This window comes from Elizabethkingia miricola (assembly GCF_001675285.1).
Lineage (GTDB): Bacteria > Bacteroidota > Bacteroidia > Flavobacteriales > Weeksellaceae > Elizabethkingia > Elizabethkingia miricola.
Genome location: NZ_LSGQ01000028.1, coordinates 14,958 through 40,002 on the forward strand (window position 1 = coordinate 14,958; position 25,045 = coordinate 40,002).

General features: G+C 36.4%; 24 protein-coding genes. 14 read left to right on the forward strand and 10 right to left on the reverse strand.

The genetic code is table 11. The annotated features are described in order from the left end of the window. Nucleotides 1–22: 22 nt before the first annotated feature. Together lgt and yidD are read right to left on the reverse strand one after the other, a co-directional pair. Nucleotides 23–868, reverse strand: a complete 846-nt coding sequence (gene lgt / locus ATE49_RS12745) for a prolipoprotein diacylglyceryl transferase (protein WP_034868492.1) — start codon at nt 866–868, stop codon at nt 23–25. A gap of 407 nt (nt 869–1,275) precedes the next feature. Next, on the reverse strand, nt 1,276–1,515 hold the full coding sequence (gene yidD / locus ATE49_RS12750) for a membrane protein insertion efficiency factor YidD (RefSeq protein WP_059155761.1): 240 nt from the start codon (nt 1,513–1,515) through the stop codon (nt 1,276–1,278). An 89-nt stretch (nt 1,516–1,604) separates the two neighbouring features. Here yidD and ATE49_RS12755 point away from each other — a divergent pair, with 89 nt between their 5' ends. After that, a complete protein-coding gene (locus ATE49_RS12755; RefSeq protein WP_065082505.1) occupies nt 1,605–2,885 on the forward strand; it encodes a replication-associated recombination protein A in 1,281 nt (426 codons plus the stop codon). Nucleotides 2,886–2,963: 78 nt separating this feature from the next. Here ATE49_RS12755 and pheA read toward each other — a convergent pair whose 3' ends face one another. The 5 genes from pheA to acs form a co-directional block, all read right to left on the reverse strand. Beyond that, on the reverse strand, nt 2,964–3,812 hold the full coding sequence (pheA, locus tag ATE49_RS12760; protein WP_059155763.1) for a prephenate dehydratase: 849 nt from the start codon (nt 3,810–3,812) through the stop codon (nt 2,964–2,966). Nucleotides 3,813–3,903: 91 nt separating this feature from the next. Further along, nucleotides 3,904–4,974 carry an endonuclease/exonuclease/phosphatase family protein gene (locus tag ATE49_RS12765; protein WP_065082506.1) on the reverse strand — a complete coding sequence of 357 codons (1,071 nt, stop codon included), beginning with the start codon at nt 4,972–4,974 and terminating at the stop codon, nt 3,904–3,906. 3 nt (nt 4,975–4,977) lie between these two features. After that, the gene (locus ATE49_RS12770) at nt 4,978–6,735 is read right to left on the reverse strand and encodes a discoidin domain-containing protein (RefSeq protein ID WP_065082507.1); all 1,758 of its coding nucleotides are present in this window, start codon (nt 6,733–6,735) and stop codon (nt 4,978–4,980) included. Nucleotides 6,736–6,890: 155 nt separating this feature from the next. Then, nucleotides 6,891–7,256: a hypothetical protein gene (locus tag ATE49_RS12775; RefSeq protein WP_034868220.1), complete on the reverse strand. Its 366-nt coding sequence runs from the start codon at nt 7,254–7,256 to the stop codon at nt 6,891–6,893. A gap of 63 nt (nt 7,257–7,319) precedes the next feature. Next, nucleotides 7,320–9,236, reverse strand: coding sequence for an acetate--CoA ligase (gene acs / locus ATE49_RS12780; RefSeq protein WP_065082508.1), 1,917 nt, complete (start codon nt 9,234–9,236; stop codon nt 7,320–7,322). Nucleotides 9,237–9,562: 326 nt separating this feature from the next. Between acs and ATE49_RS12785 the strand changes: the two genes are divergently transcribed. From ATE49_RS12785 to carB, 3 genes are all read left to right on the forward strand, one after another. Continuing rightward, nucleotides 9,563–10,459, forward strand: coding sequence for an aspartate carbamoyltransferase catalytic subunit (locus ATE49_RS12785; RefSeq protein ID WP_059155768.1), 897 nt, complete (start codon nt 9,563–9,565; stop codon nt 10,457–10,459). A 79-nt stretch (nt 10,460–10,538) separates the two neighbouring features. After that, a complete protein-coding gene (locus ATE49_RS12790; RefSeq protein ID WP_065082509.1) occupies nt 10,539–11,627 on the forward strand; it encodes a carbamoyl phosphate synthase small subunit in 1,089 nt (362 codons plus the stop codon). A 1-nt stretch (nt 11,628) separates the two neighbouring features. Continuing rightward, a complete protein-coding gene (carB, locus tag ATE49_RS12795) occupies nt 11,629–14,814 on the forward strand; it encodes a carbamoyl-phosphate synthase large subunit (protein ID WP_065082651.1) in 3,186 nt (1,061 codons plus the stop codon). A gap of 70 nt (nt 14,815–14,884) precedes the next feature. Here carB and ATE49_RS12800 read toward each other — a convergent pair whose 3' ends face one another. After that, complete coding sequence (locus tag ATE49_RS12800) at nt 14,885–15,406, reverse strand: GNAT family N-acetyltransferase (RefSeq protein ID WP_065082510.1); 522 nt, start codon at nt 15,404–15,406, stop codon at nt 14,885–14,887. A 155-nt stretch (nt 15,407–15,561) separates the two neighbouring features. Here ATE49_RS12800 and ATE49_RS12805 point away from each other — a divergent pair, with 155 nt between their 5' ends. The 4 genes from ATE49_RS12805 to ATE49_RS12820 all read left to right on the forward strand — a co-directional run bounded on the left by ATE49_RS12805 (nt 15,562) and on the right by ATE49_RS12820 (nt 18,686). Then, the gene (locus tag ATE49_RS12805) at nt 15,562–16,170 is read left to right on the forward strand and encodes a DUF2911 domain-containing protein (RefSeq protein WP_065082511.1); all 609 of its coding nucleotides are present in this window, start codon (nt 15,562–15,564) and stop codon (nt 16,168–16,170) included. Between the two features lie 42 nt (nt 16,171–16,212). After that, nucleotides 16,213–16,758, forward strand: coding sequence for a GNAT family N-acetyltransferase (locus ATE49_RS12810; protein ID WP_065082512.1), 546 nt, complete (start codon nt 16,213–16,215; stop codon nt 16,756–16,758). A 33-nt stretch (nt 16,759–16,791) separates the two neighbouring features. Next, on the forward strand, nt 16,792–17,685 hold the full coding sequence (locus ATE49_RS12815; RefSeq protein WP_065082513.1) for a LysR family transcriptional regulator: 894 nt from the start codon (nt 16,792–16,794) through the stop codon (nt 17,683–17,685). Nucleotides 17,686–17,753: 68 nt separating this feature from the next. Beyond that, nucleotides 17,754–18,686 (forward strand): YeiH family protein, encoded by a 933-nt coding sequence (locus ATE49_RS12820; RefSeq protein ID WP_065082514.1) that lies wholly within the window; start codon nt 17,754–17,756, stop codon nt 18,684–18,686. 14 nt (nt 18,687–18,700) lie between these two features. Here ATE49_RS12820 and ATE49_RS20390 read toward each other — a convergent pair whose 3' ends face one another. Continuing rightward, entirely contained in the window at nt 18,701–18,853 is a 153-nt protein-coding gene (locus tag ATE49_RS20390; RefSeq protein ID WP_009084707.1) for a hypothetical protein, read from the reverse strand. Nucleotides 18,854–19,059: 206 nt separating this feature from the next. Between ATE49_RS20390 and ATE49_RS12825 the strand changes: the two genes are divergently transcribed. Continuing rightward, entirely contained in the window at nt 19,060–20,541 is a 1,482-nt protein-coding gene (locus tag ATE49_RS12825; protein ID WP_065082515.1) for a hypothetical protein, read from the forward strand. Here ATE49_RS12825 and ATE49_RS20420 read toward each other — a convergent pair. Further along, nucleotides 20,514–20,699: a hypothetical protein gene (locus ATE49_RS20420; RefSeq protein WP_155759307.1), complete on the reverse strand. Its 186-nt coding sequence runs from the start codon at nt 20,697–20,699 to the stop codon at nt 20,514–20,516. The genes ATE49_RS12825 and ATE49_RS20420 overlap by 28 nt on opposite strands. A gap of 204 nt (nt 20,700–20,903) precedes the next feature. On the opposite strand from ATE49_RS20420, the gene ATE49_RS12830 reads away from it, so the two are divergent. The 5 genes from ATE49_RS12830 to ATE49_RS12850 all read left to right on the forward strand — a co-directional run bounded on the left by ATE49_RS12830 (nt 20,904) and on the right by ATE49_RS12850 (nt 24,942). Further along, nucleotides 20,904–21,536, forward strand: a complete 633-nt coding sequence (locus ATE49_RS12830) for a hypothetical protein (protein WP_065082516.1) — start codon at nt 20,904–20,906, stop codon at nt 21,534–21,536. Between the two features lie 103 nt (nt 21,537–21,639). After that, on the forward strand, nt 21,640–22,167 hold the full coding sequence (locus ATE49_RS12835; protein WP_260256185.1) for a hypothetical protein: 528 nt from the start codon (nt 21,640–21,642) through the stop codon (nt 22,165–22,167). Nucleotides 22,168–22,343: 176 nt separating this feature from the next. Beyond that, a complete protein-coding gene (locus ATE49_RS12840; RefSeq protein ID WP_260256186.1) occupies nt 22,344–22,802 on the forward strand; it encodes a hypothetical protein in 459 nt (152 codons plus the stop codon). Between the two features lie 61 nt (nt 22,803–22,863). Beyond that, nucleotides 22,864–24,081, forward strand: coding sequence for a hypothetical protein (locus tag ATE49_RS12845; RefSeq protein ID WP_065082519.1), 1,218 nt, complete (start codon nt 22,864–22,866; stop codon nt 24,079–24,081). Between the two features lie 15 nt (nt 24,082–24,096). Continuing rightward, nucleotides 24,097–24,942 carry a leucine-rich repeat domain-containing protein gene (locus tag ATE49_RS12850; RefSeq protein WP_065082520.1) on the forward strand — a complete coding sequence of 282 codons (846 nt, stop codon included), beginning with the start codon at nt 24,097–24,099 and terminating at the stop codon, nt 24,940–24,942. Nucleotides 24,943–25,045: the final 103 nt, after the last annotated feature.

Sequence of the window (25,045 nt, forward strand, 5' to 3'; positions counted from 1 at the left end):
GTACAACAAAAGTAATGAAAAATTATTTTTCCAGTTTATTTTTTTTAGAATAAAGCATAATAGCAAAGCCTGCAAGCATAAAAGGAATACTCAAAACCTGTCCGGTATTAAGTCCGGCAAACTGAATAAACTCATCTCCCTGAGGCTCTTTAAGGAATTCTACAAAGAATCTGATTGCCCATAAGATAATGAAGAACAAGCCAAATAGCCATCCTTGCTGATATTTCTTATCAGTCTTACGGTAAAGGTACCAAAGAAGGATAAATAAAAGAACGTAACCTATTGCCTCAAATAACTGGCTAGGGTAGCGAGGTACAGTAATACCATATTCGCTGCTCTGCTGAGGGAATAATATTGCGAAAGGAGAATTAGGGTCTACCTGTTTCCCGATAATCTCAGAGTTGAAGAAGTTCCCCATTCTTACAAAAGCACCACCTAGAGCAACTACAATTCCAAGTCTGTCATAAACCCAGAAAGGATTCTTTTTGATAATTTTATAGGAATAGTAAAGTGTTGTAAGGATTAGGGCTATTGTAGCACCATGACTGGCAAGACCCGAGAATCCGGTAAACTTGAATTCAGGTTTTGTCTGAATAGGTAAAAACACAGACCAGAAGTCTTGTTTGAATAATTCTGGCTGATAGAAAATAACGTGTCCTAAACGAGCACCTAGTATTGTACCAATTAAAGTCCATGTAAAAAGGGGATCCAGGTATTTCTGGTCTACACCATCTATCTTGAATATTCTTTTCATCAGGATATAACCAAATCCAAATGCAAAAACGAACATTAAGCTGTAGAAGTGTAATGTAATAGGCCCTAACTTAAATCCTACAGAAGGATCCCATATCTTATATGGAGTTTCCAGTTCAGCTTTCGCCCCTTCCTCTATATCATTTTGCGGATTCAGAGGCTTATAGAAATATTTGTAATCTTTTGGATTACTGGTGTCTGCCGGTTGGAATTTTTTATTCAAAAGCTTGTAACCATGAATTTTATATTCCTCGAAAACAGGAGTAGAAGCATACTCGTTTACAGAACTGTTCAGAATAATCAGAATGTTACTGTTTTGGGGTTTCTGAGCGAAGCTTCCGAAATCCCTGCCGGATGTAGTGGCAAAGATTTTCACAGGTATTTTTTTCTCTTTGTTTACAATCAGTGTTCCGTCGGATAATCCGTCAGTGTGATTCTGAGAGAATAGTCCCTGAGCGAACAACGCAAAAACGAATAAGTAGATTCTTAGAAGAATATTGTTCATTTATAGATAGTTTATTATTAACATTTATGTTTCTTGGGAACAGGATCATAGCCACTGCCTCCCCATGGATGGCAACTTAGTATTCTTTTGGCACCCAGATACCCTCCTTTAAACAGGCCGTGTATTTTTAATGCTTCAAGTGTATATTGCGAGCATGTGGGTGTATATCTGCAGTTTTTTCCCAGCCATGGTGATATAGCATACTGATAAAATCTTATCAGCATAACGAAAGGGAAAATCAGTATTTTATTTAACATTCTCGACTTTAATACTCACAAAAATAGGCGAAATTTCTGTAAATTTGGAAACTTAAAGCATTAAATATTATGCTTTCTATTCTGATTTCATGAGCACAAATATCCCTTTAGCAGAAAAACTGCGACCAAAGAATTTAGATGAAGTTATCGGGCAGGAACATTTAACCGGTCCAAATGGCCCTATACGTAAAATGGTAGAGCATGATACACTTAATTCTATAATATTCTGGGGCCCTCCGGGAACTGGGAAGACAACGCTTTCAGAGATTATTTCAGAGAATTCCGGAAGGAAATTTTTCAAACTCAGTGCCGTGTCCTCGGGTGTCAAAGATGTACGTGAAGTTATAGAACAGGCCAAGCAGCAGAATCTTTTCTCAGGCAAAAGTCCAATTCTGTTTATCGACGAGATCCACAGATTCAATAAGAGTCAGCAGGACAGTTTGTTGCATGCTGTAGAAAAAGGCTGGATTGTTTTGATCGGAGCAACGACCGAAAATCCAAGCTTTGAAGTAGTATCAGCATTGCTGTCAAGAAGCCAGGTTTATGTTTTAAAAGCTTTAGATTATGAAAAGCTTGAAAACCTTGCAGATGTTGCTGTCGAGCGATACAATAAAGATTCCGGAACAAAATTCAGCTTAAAAGATAAAGCAGCATTTATCCAGTATTCCGGTGGTGATGCCAGAAAGCTTATTAATTCTGTCGAAATTGTACTGAATCAGTTTCTCCATAGTAAGAAGACAGAAATTGAGAATGAAGATGTACTAAGTGTTCTTCAGGAAAATATGGCACTCTATGATAAAAATGGAGAGCAGCATTATGATATTATCTCTGCCTTTATAAAATCCATAAGAGGTTCAGATCCTAATGGTGCTGTCTATTGGCTGGCCAGAATGCTGGTAGGAGGGGAAGATATTAAATTTATTGCCCGCAGGATGCTTATTTCTGCTTCAGAAGATATTGGATTGGCAAACCCAAATGCTCTTATTATGGCTAATAATTGTTTTCAGGCAATTAATGTCATCGGTAATCCGGAAGCAAGAATTCTTCTAAGCGAATGTGCGGTATATCTGGCAGTGTCGCCAAAGAGTAATTCGGCTTATATGGCAATTAACGATGCTATGAGCTTGGTAAAGCAAACTGGAAATCTTCCTGTGCCGCTGCATTTGAGAAATGCACCTACCAAATTGATGAAAGAAATGGATTACGGAAAAGAATACAAGTACGCTCACAGCTACGAGGGTAGTTTTGTAGATCAGGAATTCTTACCTGAAGGGTTTTCCGGAACAAAATTCTATAATCCGGGGAATAACTCTACCGAGAAGAAAATAGATGCAGAACAGGAAAAGAAATGGAAGGGAAAATATAAATAGATTAGAAGTTAGAAGCACGAAGTCAAGAATATTCTTATTTCTAAATTCGTACTTCTAACTTTGTATTTCGTACTTAAACTAGCTTTCCAGCATATACTCTGAGTAATGGCCTAAAGGTTTTATATTAGCGCCAATACTTTCCAGTTCTTCAAATGAATTTTTAATCAATACTTCTTTCCAGGGACCATCGATATTGATGAAGAAGAAGTAATTTCCTAAACCAGTCTTAAGGGTTCTGGATTCTATCTTGCTAAGGTTTAGTTTTCTCCATGCAAAAACAGACAATACCTGATGCAAACCTCCGGCATGATCTTCAGGAAGTGTTACCAAAAGACTTGTCTTTTCCGTTACTTTTGGCAGTTCGGTTGTCCAATCAGCCTTTTTCTTAGAAATAACAATAAAACGGGTATGGTTTTGTTCAAAATCCTGAATATTGCTATTGATGATTTTTAAACCATATAATTTTGCTGCAAAAGAGTTTGCTACCGCCGCAATTTTGCGTTCAGGAGTTTCTGAAACCTTTTTAGCTGCAGCGGCTGTCGATGCAAATTCCTGTTTTACCACTTCAGGATAATTTTTGTTCAGAAAGTGGTAAGACTGCGCAAGTGCCTGAGGATGTGAATAAATCTTCTCAATTTCCTCATTGCTATCATGAGAAGGATGAATCATCAACTGATGTGAAATAGGCATTACAGCTTCGGCTTCTATAACAATATTACTGGTGTCGTACAGATAATCCAGAGTCATAGAAACAGTTCCTTCAATAGAGTTTTCTAAAGGAACTACAGCTTTGTCTACCAAATCATTTTTAACCGCCAGAAAACAGTCCAGAATGCTGGATTGTGGAATCAGTTCTTCATTTGGGAAAATTTGGGTAGCGGTTAGCTGGGTAAATGAGGCTTGAGGCCCGAGGAATGCTATTTTCATAACACAAATGTATGGATTTATCTGTTTTTTCAGAAAGCTTTAGGGTAATTTATTTATCTATCTACTTTAATGTAAATCAAAATGCTTGTTTTTAATTATTTGCATCTCCTTTTTCCAGACCTTCTTCAATTTTTTCCTGTGCCTCAGCATGATCTTCAGCATTAACATCAAATTTTTCACTCTTATCCTGTGATCTTATGACTAAAGAGAGACTAATAGGGAAGTGATCGGATTCAACAGATTTTTCAACTTTCATATTGACTAAACGGAAGTGCGGACTTATAAAAAAATGATCAAGAGGCCATCTCAGAAACCAGTATTTTGCATGAAAAGTATTGTACATTCCACGGCCTCTGCGGGCATCTAATAATCCACTTGTTTTTAGAAATAATTTTGTAATGTGCGACCAGGCAACGTCATTCAAATCCCCAAAAACAATAGCTGGTTTTGCATACTCTTTTGCCTGTTTACCTACCAGAAGAATTTCGGCGTCTCGTTCAGTGCTTTCTTCATTTTCCTGCGGAACCGGGGGCGTGGGATGTATACCATAAAGCCGTACCACATTGTCATTATATTCTACATCTGCGATGATTGAAGGAATCTCTTTACTGACCAGATATCTGACTTCTGAATGTATTAATTTTAACTTCGAGTAAAACAATAGACCATAAGTGTTATCTAACGGTACTTCAATTTTATAGGTATATTTATCTGTAGCTTTTTTTAGGCCAGTTTTCCATTGATTATCTGTTTCCAGAAGAAATACAATATCCGGATCTTTGGATTCGATTAGCTGGCAAAGTTTTGTGTGATTAGTGTTATCCTGATAGACATTACAAACCAATAAATTCAATGCTTTCTCTCCAGACTTCGGAACTGTTCTGTCAATCATTTTCTTGCCTAAAAAGGTATAGGGAAGAATGAGATAAACGAGATAAAGAACGCATAAAATCTGAAGCCCTAAAAGAGCTTTCTGAAAGTTATTAGGTTCCTGGAATATGAAAGGCCAAACTATGGAAAGGGTAATAAGAATAACGAATTTTTGAAATCTTGGGTAATCAAAAATCCGAAAGGTCCAGTAATCGTTTTTAATAAACGGAATCAGCACACTTGCGACTGCCAATACCGATAAAATTTCAAAAATTATCTGTAGTACAGCCATTTTTTACTCTGATTTCATTACCGGTGTTCTTTCCGAAATGCCATTAGCATTAAATGCTTCAATCTGGAAGTAATAGGCATCGCTCTTATCGGCTCCGGTAAAGTAATATTCATTCTTACCATACACCATAATGCTTCCGTATAATTTGTCCGGAGATTTACCAAAATAGATAACATAACCATCTGCCAGATCATTTTGTTTCCATTTAAACCATACACTTCTTCTATCAGCATTTTTTCTTGGTTCTGCTCGGAGTGCAGCAAAGTTTTCTACTGCCGATGGTTTTTCTCCGGCTCCCTTACCAAATACACGGAATCCACTTAAAGCAAACTTTCCTGTAGGCATTTTCAGGTTTTCCATTTTCAGAAAACGTGCTTTCACCGGAGTTTCCAGTTCTATATAATCGTGTGGTACATCTTTTTGGTTTCTGCTTTTGTCTACAATTGTTTTCCAGGATTTTCCGTCATTAGAAGCATAAATCTTATACTGATGCATCTTGTTTAGTGTTTTGCCTAAAAACTCGGCATCCTGATCGGCATAATTGATCTGTATGGCGTTGACTGTAGAGATATCACCTAAATCTGTCTGATACCATTCTCCGGCATTTCCTGTTTTTGCACTCCAATAGGTTTTAATGTCTTCATCTACTGCGAGATTTGGCTGAAAGCCACCTAGAGTAGAGGAAACCTGAACAGGCTTCTGATAATTGAGCAGCATCCATCCGGCAAAAAGCCCTTTGCTGAAGTCTTTTCCCTGTGCGTATTGTGGAAGGTAAGTAGGATAGTCACCATAGGCTGTATTGGTGTACATAACATCATCTTTGTCGAATCCGGCAGGCCAGATACCCATTCTCCTTTCAAAGTTGTTTTTAGTCGATATAACTATAGTAGAAATATGCCACCAGTTTTTGTAATTATCTTCAAATGTAGCGCCGTGTCCGGCTCCTCTGGCAAATCCGCCAGGTTTGTAAGAAAAAGGATTATGGCTTTGGTAAGTGAAACCTTCCAATGGTTTGTCGCTTACATAGACACCATCTCCGTAACCACTGAATTCTGTTCCCGGAGCACCATACTGCAGGTAATATTTTCCATTATGCTTAGTCATCCATGCGCCTTCTATAAAAGGTGGCAAAAAGGTGTTGTCATTGTATTCTCCAAATCTTTCCCAGCCATGCTCTGAAGGCTCTAGCCCTAAAAGAGGTTTTACATAACCTTCAGATTGTAAAGTCTTGGTATTAATCTCTGTTCCCAAAATAGGGTAGGCGTTACTGGAGCCCCAGTATAAATAAAGCTTGTCTGTATCTTCATCATAATGGAAGGCAGGATCCCATGCACCTACTTTAAATTCTTTTACAGCAATTTCCCAGTTGTCTTTTGTGGGATCTGTACTTTTCCAGATAGGGAAATCAGGATTGTGAGTAGAACCAATAACATACATAGCATCTTTCATTACAAAGACAGCTGGTGCACACAACTCATCATATACCTTATGTTGTGGAAGAAGGAATTTACGGGAGACAAATTTCCAGTTCAGCATATCATCGCTCCACCAGTAGCCCCACTGGTTTGTCGAAAACATGAAATATTTTCCTTTGAAAGTAACGATTACAGGATCGGCAGTAGCCCTGTGCTTTCCCTGTGTTGCAAAATTAGGAATAGGCGTGTAGCCATAATCTACATTTACAGGATTGGCATAGGTTTTTTGCTGGGCATTGGCTATAAATACTGAAAGTATTGCTGCTCCAAAAAGAATCTTCTTCATAAACTAGTATATACAATCAAAGATAAAGGAAATCAAATGAATGTAACCTATTAAAAAACGAATACGTGTAATTTAGTTGCTAAATATGAAGAGCGAAATAAAAAAAACCGCAGGAAAAATCCTGCGGAGTAATTCATTAAGAGTAGTAAAAAAAATTAAGATTTAACTTCAGATCCCATTCCTTCACTTGAAGACTTAAACTTAAGATCTGGAAAGCTATGAATCTGATATTTATTCCTTACATCGATTTCTTTTTTCAGATTTTCATAACTTTTAGCATCGTCAATGGTCATATTTTCAAACCAATAAACTTTTAGCACATTATTCTGATCGAAAACCAGTTTAGCTTTTTCAGCTTCACTATCGGTTTTGATCACAACGCTGGCCATATAATTAGCATTCACATCTTCGTTCAGATATACAATATAATCTGAATTACTAAATCCGGAGTTTTCCAGGTCGGTCTCCAGTTTTTTGTAGTCGCGTTGATTATTAAATAATCCGGTTATGATATTAGACATGGCAAAGATTTTTTTAATCCTCTATAAAGTTATTAAAAAATATTATATAATAGTAATAAAATATTATTCAATACGTTCATTCTTTATTTCTTCTACAATCTCAGGATTTAATAATGTTGAGATATCCCCGAAATTACTGAAATCTCCTTCAGCGATCTTTCTTAAAATCCTTCTCATAATTTTTCCTGAACGGGTTTTTGGAAGTGCCGACACAAACTGAATTTTGTCCAGTTTGGCAATTGGACCAATACTATCTGCAATCAGGAGATTGATTTCTTTTTTCAGATTATCTTTATCACGGTTTTCACCAGTTTCTTTAAGGATTACATAGCCGTATAATGCATTTCCTTTAATATCATGAGGGTAACCTACGATTGCAGATTCAGCAACAGCAGGGTGAAGGTTGATGCTATCTTCAATTGGTGCAGTACCCAGGTTGTGCCCTGATACAATAATAACATCATCTACACGCCCTGTAATACGGTAATAGCCAACTTCATCTCTTAATGCACCATCACCTGTAAAATATTTGCCAGGAAAAGCTGAGAAATAAGTTTCTTTATAACGTTGGTGGTCTCCCCATATTGTACGCGCTATTCCCGGCCAAGGAAAGCGGATACAAAGGTTTCCGGTAACCTGATTTCCGGTAATTTCATTACGCTTATCATCCATTAATACAGGCTGAACTCCCGGAAGCGGTAAAGTTGCGTAGGTAGGTTTAGTAGGTGTAACAAATGGAATAGGGGATATAAGGATACCACCAGTCTCCGTTTGCCACCAGGTATCTACTATAGGACACTTTTTCTTTCCTACATGGTCATTATACCAGTGCCATGCTTCATCGTTAATTGGTTCACCAACGGAACCGATAACTCTTAGGCTGCTAAGGTCATGCTTGTCTACCCATTCGGAGGTCTCTTTAGCCAGAGAACGGATAGCTGTTGGCGCAGTATAGAATTGGGTTACTTTATGTTTCTCAACTACCTGCCAGAAGCGGTCTGCTTCCGGATAGCTAGGAACTCCTTCGAAAATAATAGTGGTAGCACCATTACACAGAGGACCATATAATATATAAGAATGTCCTGTGATCCAGCCTATATCTGCGGTACACCAGTAAATATCATTTTCCTGATAATCGAATACATTCTTAAAGGTATAAGCCGTATATACCATGTATCCTGCACATGTATGCAACATGCCTTTTGGCTTACCGGTAGAACCGGATGTATAAAGTATAAATAACGGATCTTCTGCATCCATTACTTTGGTAACAAAATCGGAAGATGCTTTTTCGTAATAATCATCCAACCAGAAATCTCTTCCTTCTTTCATTTTAACCTCAGTATTGGTACGTTTTACCACCAATACTTTGTCAATGCCTGTGTCATGATTATCCAAAGCCTCATCTACAATACCTTTAAGGTCGAGGGCTTTGTTCCCTCTATAGCTGCCATCCGAACATACAATTACTTTAGCGCCACAATCCTGTGCTCTGGAAGCTATGGCTGAAGAAGAAAAGCCGGCAAAAATAACAGAATGTACAGCCCCCATCTTTGCACAGGCAAGCATTGTTACTGCCAGTTCCGGAATCATAGGTAAGTATATGCATACACGATCGCCTTTTTCTACTCCCAGTTCAGTTAGTACATTGGCCATTTTGCATACTCTTTCATGCAGATCTTTGTAAGTGATATGTTGAGCCTCTTCTTTGGGGTCGTTTGGTTCCCAGATTATAGCCGTTTTGTCTCCTCTTTCATTAAGGTGTCTGTCCAGACAGTTTTTAGTGATATTCAGTTTTGCATTTTTAAACCATTTGATGTCGGCTTCTTCCATGTCATATTCCAAAACTTTGCTCCATCTTTGGTACCATACGAAGTTTTCGTCTGCAATTTTGTCCCAGAATTTTTTAGGGTTTTTAATGGATTTTTTATACTGTTTAAAATACTCAGGAAGGTTGTGCACCTTATAGTTGTTACTCATGGATTATAGATTTTTGTTTTTAATCAATTCGAAGAAGAAAGTTAGTGATTTTTCAGTAATTGCAGATATAACTTTTCTGTTAATATGCCTTTTAAGCGGATAAATCTTTTATAACCAATATTTATGATAAAATTTAACCTTTTTTAAGGAGTATTATTTGTTTAGCATTAAAATTTTGTTGTATATTTGCACCCAATGGAAACATTGCACCCTACTATACAAGTACAAGACGTGAAATTTGATGGCTTACCAGCCATAAAGATATTTATTTTTTAAAACGAAGGCTTTTTGGTCTTCGTTTTTTTTATGCTTAAACTATAGATAATATGCTAACAATAACCGAACTAAGTACAGAAAAGATTGAAAAAATTCTCGAAGAAGCTGCTGAATTTGCTAATGGTAAACAAGCTAAAATTGTAGGTGATTGCTTTTGCGCAAACATGTTCTTCGAAGACAGTACCCGTACCAAAACAAGTTTTGATATGGCTGAAAGAAAACTCGGACTACAAGTCGTGCCTTTTGAAGCAATGACGAGTTCGGTTAACAAAGGAGAAAGCTTATATGATACTGTAAAAACAATAGAATCTATAGGGGTAAACATTGTGGTCATTCGTCATAAAGAAGACCATTACTTTGATCAGCTGGAAAATATTAATATTCCGATCATCAACGGTGGTGACGGTAAAGGAAACCATCCAAGTCAGTCATTGTTGGATTTGTTGACAATCAAACAAGAGTTTGGAAGCTTTGAAGGACTAAAGGTTGGTATCGTGGGCGATGTGAAGCATAGCCGTGTTGCCAACTCAAATGCTCAGGCTTTAAGAAAACTGGGAGCAAAGGTTAGCTTTTCAGGTCCATCCAAATGGTTTGATGAAGGCGCTATTATCAATGGTACTTATCAACCTTTGGATGAGCTTATAAAAGATGTGGATGTACTAATGCTTCTTAGAATCCAGCATGAAAGGCATGATGATAAGATGAGCTATACAGATGCAGAATACCATAAGAGGTACGGGTTGACATTAGAGCGCGAGAAAACAATGAAACCTAATGCTATTATCATGCATCCGGCTCCAATAAACAGAGGCGTGGAAATAGATGATACTCTCGTAGAATGTAAACGCTCAAGAATCTTCACTCAGATGAAGAACGGTGTTTTTGCAAGAATGGCTATTTTAAAAGACGAGCTGGAAGCAAAAGGCTACACATTCAAAACTATATAAGTAAGAAAAGAAGAAAGCAAATAATTTAATATAAAAATATAGTGTACAACATGGATTGTACATTGTACAGGAAAATAAAATGAAGAAAAAGCTAATATTAGAAAGTGGCGAAGTTTTCCACGGGGTGGGATTCGGTGCCAATGTAGACACAGAAGGAGAAGTAGTTTTTAATACCGGTATGTCCGGCTATCAGGAACTTATTTCAGACCCTTCATATTGTGGTCAGATCGTATGTATGACATATCCGTTAATTGGGAATTACGGTATCAACAGAGACGATTATGAATCTATCGAACCTGCTATGAAAGGATTAATTGTGAAAGAAGTTTGTGATTTCCCTTCTAACTTCCGCAGCCAAATGGATCTGGATGAATTCTTTAAGCACAAAAACCTGAGTGGAATCTCCGGAATCGATACCAGAAAGCTTACGAGACTTATCCGTAGCAAAGGTGTTGTTAAAGGAAAAATCGTTGATGAGAATGCAGATGAACAAGCTGTTGTTGAAAAGCTAAAAGCTACAACATTCCCAACTAACCAGATTGAAGCTGTATCTACCAAAACCAACTATGCAAGCCCGGGACGAGGGTTAAAAGTAGTTTTAGTAGACTTTGGTGCAAAACTGGGAATCCTTAGAGAACTCACTCAGAGAGATTGTGATGTAACAGTTGTATCTCAGGATATCACAGCCGAAGAAATCATGATGATTAACCCGGATGGGATTATGTTGTCTAACGGTCCTGGTGATCCGGAAGATGTACCACATGCTCTTGAAATGATCAGAGGTCTTTTAGGAAAAGTTCCAATCTTTGGAATTTGTATGGGGCATCAGCTGATAAGCCTAGCTTGTGGAGCAAAGACATTCAAATTGAAATTTGGGCACAGAGGAGGAAATCACCCTGTATTAGACCTTAAAACAAATAAAGTAAGCATTACCTCTCAAAACCATGGTTATGCTGTAGATCAGGAATCTTTAAAGAATACTGATCTTGAAGAAACTCACATAGCACTAAATGACAGAACCAACGAAGGTGTAAAACACAAAATACATCCTTGCTTCTCGGTTCAGTATCACCCGGAAGCTAGTCCAGGTCCTGAAGATGCAAACTATCTATTTGATGAGTTTATTGATATGATGAATGAGTTTAAATCTAAAAAAGAAGTTCACTAAGATGGCAAAACGTACAGATATAAAAACTATTTTGGTAATTGGTTCCGGACCTATTATCATCGGACAGGCTGCAGAATTTGACTATGCAGGAACGCAGGCTTGTTTGGCACTAAAAGAAGAGGGATACCGAGTAATATTGGTAAACTCTAACCCTGCAACAATTATGACAGATGTAGAGATTGCAGATAAAGTATATATCGAGCCTATCTCTCTGGAATTTGTAAGCAGAATTATCCGTAAAGAAAGACCAGACGCTTTACTTCCTACTTTAGGAGGTCAGACGGGTCTTAACATGGCGGTGGAACTTGAAAATTCAGGAATCCTAGAAGAATGCAAAGTAGAAGTTTTAGGAACTAAACTTTCAGCAATTAATCAGGCTGAAGACCGTGACTTGTTCCGCGAACTAATGAGAGAACTGAAAGAACCAGTTCCTGAATCTGAAATTGTAACAACAATACAAGGCGCATTAGAATTTGCTCAGAATATCGGCTACCCGGTAATTGTAAGACCAGCCTTTACACTTGGTGGAACAGGTGGTGGTATTGCATCTAATGCTACAGAGCTAAAAGAAATTACAGCTAATGGTCTTAAATACAGTCCGGTTACACAGTGTCTTATCGAAAAATCTATTGCCGGATTCAAGGAAATAGAATACGAGGTAATGCGTGATGCAAACGACAACGCCATCGTAGTTTGTAACATGGAGAATATCGACCCTGTAGGTATCCACACAGGAGACTCTATCGTAGTGGCACCATCCCAGACATTATCCGACAGAGAATATCAGCTTCTAAGAAATGCTTCTCTGAAAATTATCCGCGCCCTTGGAATTGAGGGGGGATGTAATGTACAGTTAGCTTTAGACCCGCATTCATTCGATTACTATATTATCGAGGTTAACCCAAGAGTTAGCCGTTCATCTGCCTTAGCTTCAAAAGCAACAGGATATCCTATCGCAAAGCTTGCTGCAAAAATCGCAGTTGGTCTTACACTGGATGAAATGATGAACCCGGTTACCGGTAAAACTTATGCTTGCTTCGAGCCTGCATTAGACTACGTGGTAACAAAGATTCCTCGCTTCCCGTTCGATAAATTCGAAACAGCAGACAGAAAGCTTTCTACACAGATGAAGGCAACAGGAGAAGTAATGGCTATCGGAAGAAACTTCGAAGAGTCTATTATGAAGGCTATCCGCTCACTGGAAACAGGAATACAGCACTTGGGTCTGAAAACTAAGGCAGCAGATGCTTTAACTCCGGCTGATATTGAAAGAAGAATTCGTGTAGCTGACGACGAGAGAATGTTCATTATAGGAGATGCTTTAAGAAGAGGTTACTCTTGGGAGCAAATCGTAGAGTGGAGTAAGATAGACAAGTTCTTTGTATGGAAATTCAAAAAGCTTGTAGACTTTGAAAAAACTATAGCTGAGAATGTTAAGAATGCTGAAGTTCTAAAAGAGGCTAAGAAACTTGGATTCTCCGATGTGAACATTGCTCACCTTTGGAATGTAACTCAGGATGAAGTTTACAAATTCCGTAAGGAGAACGGAATCATTCCGGTATACAAAATGGTTGACACTTGTGCAGCAGAGTTTGAATCTGAAACACCATACTTCTACGGAACTTATGAAGAGGAAAACGAAAGTGTTGTAACAGATAAAGAAAAGATCATCGTATTAGGTTCTGGACCTATCCGTATCGGACAAGGGGTTGAATTTGATTACGCAACGGTACACTCTGTATGGGCGATTAAAGAGATGGGTTACGAAGCCATCATTATCAACAACAACCCGGAAACAGTTTCTACAGACTTCTCTATCTCGGACAAATTATACTTCGAACCATTAACGGAGGAAGATGTAATGAGCATTATCGACCTTGAGAAGCCTAAAGGAGTTGTCGTACAGTTTGGAGGTCAGACAGCGATTAACCTTGCTGATAAATTAGCTAAACATGGTGTTCAGATTCTGGGGACTTCATTAGAAGATCTTGACAGAGCTGAAAACAGAGATAAATTCGAACAGGCACTTCAGGAGCTTGGAATTCCACAGCCACTAGGTAAAACATGCTTCTCTAAGGAAGATGCAGTTAAGATTGCTAACGAAATTGGATATCCGGTTTTGGTGCGTCCAAGCTACGTGTTAGGAGGACGTGCAATGGAAATTGTATACAAGCAAAGCGAACTGGAACATTACATGGAATTTGCTGTAGAAGCAAGCCCGGAACAGCCGGTACTAATCGACCGCTACCTAACAGGTAAAGAGGTTGAAGTAGATGCTATCTGTGATGGAGAAACAGTGGTAATTCCAGGGATTATGGAACATATTGAAAGAGCAGGTGTCCACTCCGGAGACTCTATCGCAGTTTATCCGCCACAAAATATCTGCCAGGAAAATCTTAATGATCTTGTAGACTACACCATCCGCCTTGCAAAAGGACTTAAAGTAGTTGGATTAATGAACATTCAGTATGTACTAAGCGAAGGAAATGTATATGTAATCGAGGTTAATCCAAGATCCAGCCGTACAGTACCATTCTTAAGTAAAATTACCGAAGTACCGATGGCAAATATCGCTACAAAAGCAATCCTTGGTAAGAGTCTTAAAGAACAAGGTTATGAAAATGGTCTGGTACCAAACAAAGAAGGAATCTTTGTAAAAGTACCGGTATTCTCTTTCAGCAAGCTTCACAAAGTAGATATTACCTTAGGACCTGAGATGAAGTCTACAGGTGAGGTAATGGGGAAAGATATTACTCTGGAAAAAGCACTGTATAAAGGTTTAATCGCTGCAGGAAGAAAAGTGCCATTACATGGAGCAGTATTGTTCACTGTAGCTGATAAACATAAGCCTGAAGCATTTGATTTAGCTTCCAGATTTGCGAATATTGGGTACAAGATTTATGCAACAAACGGAACAGCTAAATACTTCGAAGAAAACGGAGTTCGTGCTGAGGTGGTAAATAAAGTAGATGACTCTGCTGAAGAAGATTTAATCGACCTGATCCAGAAAGGAGGAATCCAGTTTGTGGTAAATACGATGACTAAAGGAAAAGAGATCGAAAGAGATGGTTTCCGAATCCGTAGAGCAAGCGTTGAAAACGGTGTACCATGTTTAACATCCATGGATACTGTAGAAGCTTTGGTAAAAGTAATAGAATCTATGACTTTCCAAATGCAGGAAATGTAATCAAAAACTTATTGATAAATAAAAAGCTGCTAAGAAATTAGCAGCTTTTTTATTTTAATAAACTTCTTTATTATTTCAATGACCAATAGAACATTTCTTCGTCCATTTCTGTTTCTACGAAGCTTAATTTTGTAAGTAATAACGCAGAAGCATAATTATCAATATAGCTTCGTGCAGTTATTTCTTTAATAATTCCGGTTGAAAAAGCCCATTGGATAAGTGCATTAACAGCTTCTTCTGCATAGCCCTGTCTTCTTTCCTCTTTTTTTATTCCGTAACCTATATCTGCATTTTGCTCCGCACTGTTGTAGCCTTTAAAACCAGCATCACCAATTACTTCTTTGGTATCTTTTCGTATAATCATCCAGGATTCAAATCCGGTAGGTCCATTTACTAAAGATAAATTATTCAGGATTCGGGGAAGTGTTTCCAGAAAATCTGTATCGGGCCAGTTTATTCCTCTCTTTATGTTTAATGTGTCCAGATCACAGTAGTTATTATTCAAAATATTTTCACACATTTCTTTTGTAAACGGAATAAGGATTAATCTGTCGGTTGTAAGTTGTTCAATCTGTAGTTTTTCGGCTTTCATAAATTATTAAAATACGCTTGATAACGCGGTTCAAAACTACTCATTTAATTTTAAGATAAATAAAGGTATTTTGTAATTTATATTTCAATAAAAGAAAACCTGTTTTTATTCGGGCGTTTGCAAAATGTTTTTTACTTTTAAATAAAAATTTCCTAATGAAAAAACTCGCCTTTAGTTTAGCCTTATTTACAAGTGTTCTGGCTTATTCACAGTATACTTTACCTGTTGCCAGTCCAAGAGCCGCTACAGAACAACAGTTCTCAGTTTCTAAAATCAAAGTTGATTACGGAAGACCTTTCCTTAACGGAAGAAAAATTTTTGGAGGTTTAGAACCTTATGACAAAGTATGGCGTTTGGGAGCTAATTCTGCAACCTTAATTTCATTTGGGCAGGATATTTTATTTGGCGACAAATACATAAAGGCAGGGACTTATGCTTTTTATGCTATTCCTAAAGCTAAAGAATGGGTTCTTATTCTGAATAAAGGTGTCGGAAACTGGGGAGCATACGATTATAAAGAAAGTGATGATGTTGCAAGAATAACCGTTCCGGTTAAAACACTTACGAGTAAGACAGAAGTTTTTACAATTAACCTTACACCAGTTAATGCTTCGCAAACAGATATTGAGATTTTATGGGACGATATTCAGGTAAAGCTGCCTGTAAAAGTTGCCAATGAATCGGCTGTCAATCTTATTGCTGAACAGCTGAAGAGCATTAAGAAAATCGACAGTGACGCAAGAAAAACTGCAGAGAAAAAATAAAACATACAGGCGGGCGAAAGCCCGCTTTTAACTTTAAAAATAATGACAAACCAAATGACAACTGTTCCTATTCCTGAAGTTCTGGAAAATGATGATGTAAAACTTGTTCTGGTTAATGAATCAGATTTCGAAAAGATTTATAAAATAGCCTCTGATCCTAAAGTATGGGAACAGCATCCGAATCCGACCCGATATCAGAAAGAAGTATTCAGAACCTTTTTTCAGGGAGCTTTAGAAAGTCATGCTGCTTATCTCATCTACGATAATAAGTCCGGAGAATTGGCGGGAAGCACTCGCTTTTATGATTATAATGAAGAGGATAACAGTATTTTTATAGGGTATACTTTCTATGCAACTAAATTCTGGGGGACAGGTATCAATCCAAAAGTAAAACATCTGATGATGGATTATATATTTCAGTATGTGGACAAAATAAACTTCCATGTAGGTGAAGATAATAAACGCTCGCGTATTGCTATGGAAAGATTGGGCGCTAAGCTGAAAGAAATTATAAGAGTTGCCTATTTTGGCGAGCCTGACCGTATTAATGCATGGTATATAATAGACAAACCTGAGAGTGGTAACTAAATATATTCATTTCTGTAATTATTAATTTTTAAAGTGGATTTTCGTTTAAAGATATTCTGTTCGGCAGCAGAACATAAAAGCTTTACCAAAGCAGCCCAGCTCAACTTTATTACTCAGCCTGCGGTTACCAAAAATATAAAAGAACTGGAAGGGGAGCTTGGAGTTAGCCTTTTCGAACGTAAGAATGCAAGAGTTGAATTAACTCAGGCCGGAAAAATATACTATGAATATGCGCAGCAGTTGCTGAAAGTATATGAAGAGGCTCAGTATAAAGTAAATGAGTTGAAAGGAAGCTTTAATGGAGGGCTGAATATAGGAGCAAGTACTACAATCGGGCAGTATATACTTCCGAAAGTCTTGGCTGAGTTCAAACAAAAACATCCTCAGATTATCATCCAGATGCTGAATGCCAATACTGAAGAAATTGAAAAAGAATTACAGGAAAGTAAAATTGATCTGGGCTTTATCGAGGGACATTCCGGAAAGTCCAGTTTGAAATATGAGCCTGTAATGGATGATGAGATCGTTGCTGTTGTACACCGGAATCATCCATTATTTGCTCAGGAAGAAATCAGTATTAACGAGCTTAGAGAACAGGATTTTGTTCTTCGTGAAAACGGCTCAGGTAGTCTCGATGTTATAGCAGATATTTTTAATAAAAATCAAATACGTTTAAAAGATCTTAAAGTTCAGGCTCAGTTAGGAAGTACAGAGAGTATCAAAACATTTTTAGAATATAGTGACTGTATTGGTTTTCTCTCGATTCATTCTCTTAAAAACGAATTGCTATCTGGTAAGTTTAAAGTACTGGAGATAGAGAACTTTAGCATCAAAAGAAAATTCAATGCTGTCTACATGCATGGCAACTTTGATGGCATACCCAAACTGTTTTTAGATTTCTTTTATAAGTATAACAAAAAGTTATAGATTATAATATTTTTTGATTAGTTTTTGGAATGTTTAATCCCGAGCTTTGCTTCATAAAATTTAAAATTATGAAACAAGCAACATTACTTCAGAAAATACTATTCTTTGTATTGCTTATCTTTTGTGTTACACCATTTGTGGAACCACCATTAGCTTTAATATTAGGATTCGTGGTAAGCTTTTTTATCGGTCATCCTTATATAAAGCATAACTCTATTGCTGCTAAGTATCTGTTGCAATTTTCAGTTGTAGGGCTTGGTTTCGGAATGAACCTTACAGAAGCTATAAAAGTAGGGAAGGAGGGATTAATATTCACAGTAGCTTCAATATTTTTCACTTTAATCGTTGGCCTTATTATAGGTAGATATCTGAAGATTAATAAATCTACGAGTACATTAATTTCAGGCGGAACAGCTATTTGTGGTGGTAGCGCTATTGCGGCGCTGGCTCCGGTTATCAATGCTAAAGATGAAGACATCTCAGTGGCTATGGCCTGTATTTTTATTCTGAACGCCTTGGCATTACTTATTTTTCCGGTTATCGGCCATCAGCTGAATATGAGTCAGGATCAGTTTGGATTATGGTCTGCTATTGCGATACATGATACAAGCTCTGTTATTGGATCTGCCCAGAAATATGGAGAGGAAGCGCTGAAAATAGCTACTACTGTAAAACTGGAACGTGCTTTATGGATTATCCCGGTTTCTATTTTATTGTCAGTACTGAATAAAGGTTCTGTGAAAAAAATAAAAATACCATACTTTATTCTGGGATTTATTGGTGCTATTTTATTGGCTTATTATTTCCCGCAAATCAAACCTTTTGGTGAAATAATGGTTTTTACAGCTAAAAAAGCATTGAATATAACATTATTCCTAATCGCATCCGGACTAAGCATAAGCTCAATAAAAAAAGTTGGTGTAAAACCTTTGGTACAGGGTGTGCTACTCTGGATATTTATTTCAGTAGGCTCTTTGTTGGTAATAATGGAAGTGGCGTAGGTTATTTTGTATACCTACTTAAAGCATCCTTTTAGTGCATCGGCACCAAAGTAGAAAACTACCAGCCATACCAGCCCCTTCACTGTAAAGAAGATTAAACCTGCCCAGCCAACTCTCTTAAACCATTTTTTAAACTTCGATTGATTCTCTTGTGGTAAATTCTCCATGTTAATAATACATTGAAGACAAAAATAAGCAAATATTATAATATTTGCTTATCTTATTTGTATTAATTCTAATTAAGATTCTGATTGAGTATAATCGCTGACAAACTTAGTGATTGTATGCATTAAAAATATAGCTGATAATCGGGATTGTATCATTTTCCATTTCTCTTTAATATTGACTCGTACGATGAATAAAATTTTGGATTATGAAAACAGTAATATTGAGAAGTTTTTTTATGTTGACTTCCTTCATCGCCTGTGCACAGGGAAAAAAAGATAATCCAACATTAACTTCCTCAAAAATGAAAAGCATAAGTATCGTTCCGTTTTTAACGAAGCAGAAGAATTTCATCTATGTAGAGAAAACAAGTTTGAAACCTGTTATCGAACAGAAATTCAGGACTGCATCGTTATTTACAGCTACAGGCTTTGCAATTGTGGGAAATGAAAAAAATGAATCTGCAGTTATAGACGAAAAAGGAAAAATAGTTTTAGATTTTTCAAAAGATGAGATCAATGTAAATGTTATCAATGGTCTTACATTTTTTAAAAAAGAAATTGAGTACGAAAAGAAAATGCCAGCCTGGAAATGGGATTGGAACATTATGGGAGGCGGTGTTAAGAAAGAGCAAACTTATCATAAAGTTGAGATAGGTGTTTTAGAAACCAAACAAGTCTTACTTAGCGAGGATGTTCCATACCTGGAAGATGAGTATTCCCTGAATTTTGTTTCAGTAGATGAAAACCATGTTTTTTGGAATGGAAGTCTTTACGAAATCAGAAAAGGACGTTTAAACAAGATTGAGAATAATATTACTGAATTATTAGAAGACAAACGCTTTATTAAAGCTTCAAATTCAAATTTCACGTTATATGAATTGAGTCAGAAAAAAGCAATTCATAATAGTTTGAAAGGTACCGAGACCCTTTCAATCAGATTTGGAAATGAAACTATAACATTGAAAGAAGTAAATAAAGAACGCTTCGATCCGGAAATTCCTAAACTCTTAACAGAGAGTAAAACCAATGATGTGTATGCTTTTCCGCAATACGAAAAGGTATTTCCGAAAGAAATAACAAAAGCTACAGCTTCACAGATTGGTGTTATTAAAAGAACTTCTTTAGTTTATTCCATAACCAATTCTCCTTACTTTCTATTAGGGATTTTTAATTACGATCATGATGTCTGGGCATATGACTGGCTTTATATCGATACCAAAGGAAATGTTACAGATACGATCGATACTTACAACTTTAAGGTTTTGGATCAGGTCGGATATCTGGTCTGGCCGGATAGAAAAATGATTTTGCCCGATCAATTCATTGACAAAAACTGGAAGTTTGGAAAAATAAGTTATTACAGGGGGATGGATGATTTATATCTTATCCGGATTGAAGACGGAAAAAAGCAAAAAAACATGGGGCTATGGAACAGTAGAACAAAATCCTGGGAGATAAAACCTGAATGCCATAATATTTCCGTTTTGGATACCAAACAACAGATCTATGCTCTTCAAAAAGAGAAAGATGGTTTGTATATACTTTATGATAATAAGAATAAGAAAAGTATAGGATTAAAAGCTTATAAGTCTATTAATTCCGATGGGTTGGTGAATGTTAAAACGGATTCAGGAGAGACTATTTATTACTACATCGATATTTATTCCGGACAGGAATACAAAGAATAATCATGTAGTTTAATCTCAATATTTAATTTAAACATGTTATCATCCGCAGATTTATACCTGGAAAGAGATTTGATTCTTACTGCTTTGGCTTTGTTTTTAGGAGCAGGAACTTCTTTTACACTCATTATTTTATCATTAATTCTATACGGAAAAAACATAAAAAGGCGCTTTACTACGTCCTTTTGTTTCTCATTTTCGGAATTATTGTAGTAGTTTTAGCAGCATTATATTTCTACAACATTTTAATTGAACACCCTGAATCCCGAAGCGGTTACTAAAAGTGAGATAACCAGAATATATAAAACCAATTCAGAACAAGGATAAAAACATAATTAAACAATACACTCAAAATAATATACACTATGATTTTCAGAAAACTATTACCTGTTGTTGCCTTTATAATAAGCATGTCATCTTTTGCACAGATAAGAACAGGAGTATATTTTTCTTCAGATAAAAAATACAAAGAGATTATTGAAGAACTTGGAAATCCATTAGAAGGAAATCCCGTGATGATCGTAACTTCCTTTGTTCCTAACCATGGAAGTTATGTTTGGTATCTTAATGAAAAAAAAGTTGAAAAAGGCACTTATTTCAATGGTATTCCCAAAGATTTACACTCAGGAATTTTTCTGGAAGACCACGGTGGATTAATTCCGCAAATAACCTTTAAAGATTTTGCAAAAGATCTGGGACAACCTATGTACCTCATTAACTATTGCGAAGTTGGCGATGCAGACAAAGATGGTTTTCCAGAGTTTTACCTGACTTATTTTGGAGAATCAGACGGATTAGATGCCAAGCCATTGAAAGTTATTGTCTATACAAAGAGAGGTCAAAAAACACTTTCAAAATCAAAAATTACCGGATGGATTCCATACCAGGAAGAAGATAAGTATCACGAAGAAAGTGATGCAAGTTTCAAGTTATTACCCAAAGCAATAAGACTGAAAGCTGAAAAAATATTGAAAGACGCCAAAAAAGGAATACAATAGAATATGATCATTGGTGGAATTTTATAAAACCACCATTTTCAGGGATATTTTCATACAACAGCTTTGATTATCTTTAAATCAAAGATTTATTAAAAATAAAGTGGTGAAACAATTCATGATTTTAGCTTCATTTCTGACTTTGTTCGCTTGTGAAACAAATGCTCAGAAACTGAATATTACGACTATTTATTCTGAACCGAAACGGGGTACAAGAGAAGTTTCGGAAACAGGAGCTGTACATAACTATACAACCCGTAAAGAAGTTACAAAGCGCCTTAACCCCATGATTGTTATGACTTCCAAAAATGCTGAAATACTGAAATTTCGGATACAGGGAAATATAAGTTCTGATGGACTCAACATTAATCAGGTTAGGAAAATTCGTTTTGAAAAAGGAGAGCAGAATGGTAATAGCATGACGCTGAGATACTATGTAGAGATCAAAAAGATTCCCGGTAAAGAAGGTTCTGATGTAGTGGGTTATAATTATACAAAAGATGAAACTTATAAAATTCCGAACGACGTTAAAATAATAAAAATTGAATTGTACGAAGATCGAATCAAGAATTTATCTGATACAACCCCAAAGCTTATTGCTGAACAAACGTTTAATTTCTTTGCAAAAATATAAACAACTGAGGACTAATCTTTGAATATTCATATGCTTTACCAAACGGAGCGACAGCTGGAGCCTATGGTTTGCTTACTTTTGATGAAATGAATGTTATTCCTGAAAAAGAAATTGGTTTTGAAAATCTTAATAAATCTTACCAATTCAGACCTTAGTAATCATAAAAAAACACAATGATGAAAAAGAATTTAGCTTTCCTGTTTTTAAGTACTCTGTTGATTATCATCTTCAGTTGTAAAAAGCAGGAAAGAAAAAAAACAAATTTCCCAAATTATCTGAAAAATACCAACTGGATTGTTAATGAAGGAGGACTTATAGCTCCGGATGGCGGGAAAACTTATTATATGTCTCCAAGAATTGATACTGCAGTTATTTTCAACTTTCATGCTGTCAACTTTTTAAATGAGGAAAAATTCAGAAGCTATGACGCATGGGAATGTGGGAATGATTGCTTTACTGAGGTGCACGGCAGGTATTATTTTACGGAAGCTAACCAGATCAAAATGGAAGTTGACAGCATTAGCAAGTCCGATTTCTGTGACAGGCCAACACAAATTTTCAATCCATCGAAGGAAATGGTTTTCGATCTTGTAAAAGATGAAAAGCAGTTAAAACTAACAAGAAAAGATAAGTAGAAGATTGTTAAATTGATGCTGAACTTTCGAAAAATGGATTATAAAGCAATAAGAACAGTAAATGGAGAATAAAGAAACCTGGATAGAAGGAGATACACTTTTTTATAGAGATCATGGTAATATTGAGAATGCAAATCTTCATTCACTACAATATGCATATGTACATATTTTAGGAGACGTACCCTTTCTGTTTGTTTTCGCAGATCATCAACACTATATATCTACCGAGCTGAAGGGTTTTGAAGAAGTATATCGCGAACTTTCGGATAGGTTTGGTTTTGACTCCGAAATCTTTTTTGCAGTATGTAAAGCCAGAAAAGAAGATGATAAAGTAAAAATCTGGGCAAAAAAAGTGCTTCGGAATTATCAGATTCTTGACGAATATCCGGATGATGTCGATTTTGGCTATGAAGTTTATGCGGAGCCAAGGCACATGTTATCGTGGGATACTACATACGAGCAATTGGAAAGATCAGACTTTGTAGAGGTCTATTTTACCGATTTCGGTGCCAGATATTTAAGATTCACATATCCGGTTAGAGTAGAAGGTGTTCTTATCGATCAATTAGAAGTATATGCCAACAATATCAGTACTAATCGCCCGGTACAGGAGTTTTTCGTAAGCCTGTATGATGAAACGAATACTGATAAAAGTTATCAGCAATTGAGAGAACTTTGGATTGATGACGATATTGATATTAGTCAGTACGGTTATGAAAGAGAAGACCAATGTTATCTGCAATTTGTTTTGACAAACGGTATAAATGCCTCTATTTGCTATACTTATGATAAGGGGTATTCTTATGACGATGGCAGCACATCACTTCATTTCTATAACAAAAGGGAATACAGGTATTTTTTAGAAAATAAAGAATATGAAGAAGTGATGGAAATATCCGGATTAATACCATTCGATAACAGTTTGGATATGAAAGTTAATTATATCGATAATGATGGCGTTAAGCATATTCCGTTAAAGTTAAAAGAACTATTGGGAGAGAAAAGTGGTATCTGGATCGACAATACAAATCATAAAATCGGATTTGCGGGAATAGATACTGCATTGATTCTAGACCTTGAAAAAATTAGACATTTTACCTTTCAGAATGTTCTTCCGGCAAAAGGAGCAGGGTATGCAGATCTTATTGTTCATCTTAGTACCGGAAATTATCTGTACGTTTTTATAGAAGATACTTATTTCTTCGATCAATTTGCACAGCAATTGGAGCAAATGACGAAAAAGGTGGTTGAAATTCCTGAAGCATATTATAACTGTTAAAATTGTGCATATCAGATGTATATAGGAAGTACAGCTAAAGAAAGACCAGATCATTTTGTGGTGATAGAAAGCGGAGATTCTGCCACAGAAATTTTAGCATTAATGAAAGAAAAACAGATTTTCAATCTTATTCTGGATGGAAAAACCTGTGATACGGCTATTTTTGGACTTCCTGAGTTCAGAGAAGTCTTCGGAAATGTCAATATTATCTATTTTTCCAACTTCAATATTGACAAAAATGAGATTTTGTATGCCCTGAAAAATGCCATACGTCTCGAAATAAGGAAATGTACATACAAAGGAAAAGAACTGATTGACTGGACTGTTTTTACACGATTAGAAGAAGTTTTCACACCTTATTCCAAACGGTTTGTAAATCTGTTTACACATCCAACGCTAAAAACTATTTTCATTGAAAAATTTACAGAAGAAAATTATCAGTTTCCCAAAAATGAAATAATAAATACATTGTCTGTAGATGGCAGTATTTCCTGTGACTGGTCTACACTCACTCACTTTAATAAATTAGAAGTCTTGTATTTGTCCGAGATTAAATCATTAACCGACATTTCATGGCTGGAAGACCTTAATAATTTAAAAGAACTGGATCTAAGTCTTTGTAAAAATATTGAAGCCATTACAGAAGCTATTTCAAAAATTAAGAGTCTTAAATACCTCCATATCTTTCAGAGCGGTGTGATAGAATCCCTACAAAGTTTAGCCAGTCTTACCAGTCTGGAAGAGCTCACTATTGAAAATAAAGGTAAATTAATGGACAAAAACATTTCTTTTCTCGATAAAATTCCCAATCTGGAATACAGTATCGAAATCGGAAGTTTTGGTACAACAAGCGATAAATAACTAACAGCTTTTGAAAGTTTGCATTTTTGATTTTTTAAACTTTAGATACAGCCTTGGCAAGGTTTCAAACCTTGCCAAGGCTATGAGATAAGCTCATTACAAC

Coding starts and splice junctions, on each gene's coding strand:
- yidD (WP_059155761.1), bottom strand. CDS start 1,515: ATGTTAAATAAAATACTGATTTTCCCTTTCGTTATGCTGATAAGATTT.
- ATE49_RS12755 (WP_065082505.1), top strand. CDS start 1,605: ATGAGCACAAATATCCCTTTAGCAGAAAAACTGCGACCAAAGAATTTA.
- pheA (WP_059155763.1), bottom strand. CDS start 3,812: ATGAAAATAGCATTCCTCGGGCCTCAAGCCTCATTTACCCAGCTAACC.
- ATE49_RS12765 (WP_065082506.1), bottom strand. CDS start 4,974: ATGGCTGTACTACAGATAATTTTTGAAATTTTATCGGTATTGGCAGTC.
- ATE49_RS12770 (WP_065082507.1), bottom strand. CDS start 6,735: ATGAAGAAGATTCTTTTTGGAGCAGCAATACTTTCAGTATTTATAGCC.
- ATE49_RS12775 (WP_034868220.1), bottom strand. CDS start 7,256: ATGTCTAATATCATAACCGGATTATTTAATAATCAACGCGACTACAAA.
- acs (WP_065082508.1), bottom strand. CDS start 9,236: ATGAGTAACAACTATAAGGTGCACAACCTTCCTGAGTATTTTAAACAG.
- ATE49_RS12785 (WP_059155768.1), top strand. CDS start 9,563: ATGCTAACAATAACCGAACTAAGTACAGAAAAGATTGAAAAAATTCTC.
- ATE49_RS12790 (WP_065082509.1), top strand. CDS start 10,539: ATGAAGAAAAAGCTAATATTAGAAAGTGGCGAAGTTTTCCACGGGGTG.
- carB (WP_065082651.1), top strand. CDS start 11,629: ATGGCAAAACGTACAGATATAAAAACTATTTTGGTAATTGGTTCCGGA.
- ATE49_RS12800 (WP_065082510.1), bottom strand. CDS start 15,406: ATGAAAGCCGAAAAACTACAGATTGAACAACTTACAACCGACAGATTA.
- ATE49_RS12805 (WP_065082511.1), top strand. CDS start 15,562: ATGAAAAAACTCGCCTTTAGTTTAGCCTTATTTACAAGTGTTCTGGCT.
- ATE49_RS12810 (WP_065082512.1), top strand. CDS start 16,213: ATGACAAACCAAATGACAACTGTTCCTATTCCTGAAGTTCTGGAAAAT.
- ATE49_RS12820 (WP_065082514.1), top strand. CDS start 17,754: ATGAAACAAGCAACATTACTTCAGAAAATACTATTCTTTGTATTGCTT.
- ATE49_RS20390 (WP_009084707.1), bottom strand. CDS start 18,853: ATGGAGAATTTACCACAAGAGAATCAATCGAAGTTTAAAAAATGGTTT.
- ATE49_RS12825 (WP_065082515.1), top strand. CDS start 19,060: ATGAAAACAGTAATATTGAGAAGTTTTTTTATGTTGACTTCCTTCATC.
- ATE49_RS20420 (WP_155759307.1), bottom strand. CDS start 20,699: ATGTTTTTTCCGTATAGAATTAATGATAAAATAATGAGTGTAAAAGAA.
- ATE49_RS12830 (WP_065082516.1), top strand. CDS start 20,904: ATGATTTTCAGAAAACTATTACCTGTTGTTGCCTTTATAATAAGCATG.
- ATE49_RS12840 (WP_260256186.1), top strand. CDS start 22,344: ATGAAAAAGAATTTAGCTTTCCTGTTTTTAAGTACTCTGTTGATTATC.
- ATE49_RS12845 (WP_065082519.1), top strand. CDS start 22,864: ATGGAGAATAAAGAAACCTGGATAGAAGGAGATACACTTTTTTATAGA.
- ATE49_RS12850 (WP_065082520.1), top strand. CDS start 24,097: ATGTATATAGGAAGTACAGCTAAAGAAAGACCAGATCATTTTGTGGTG.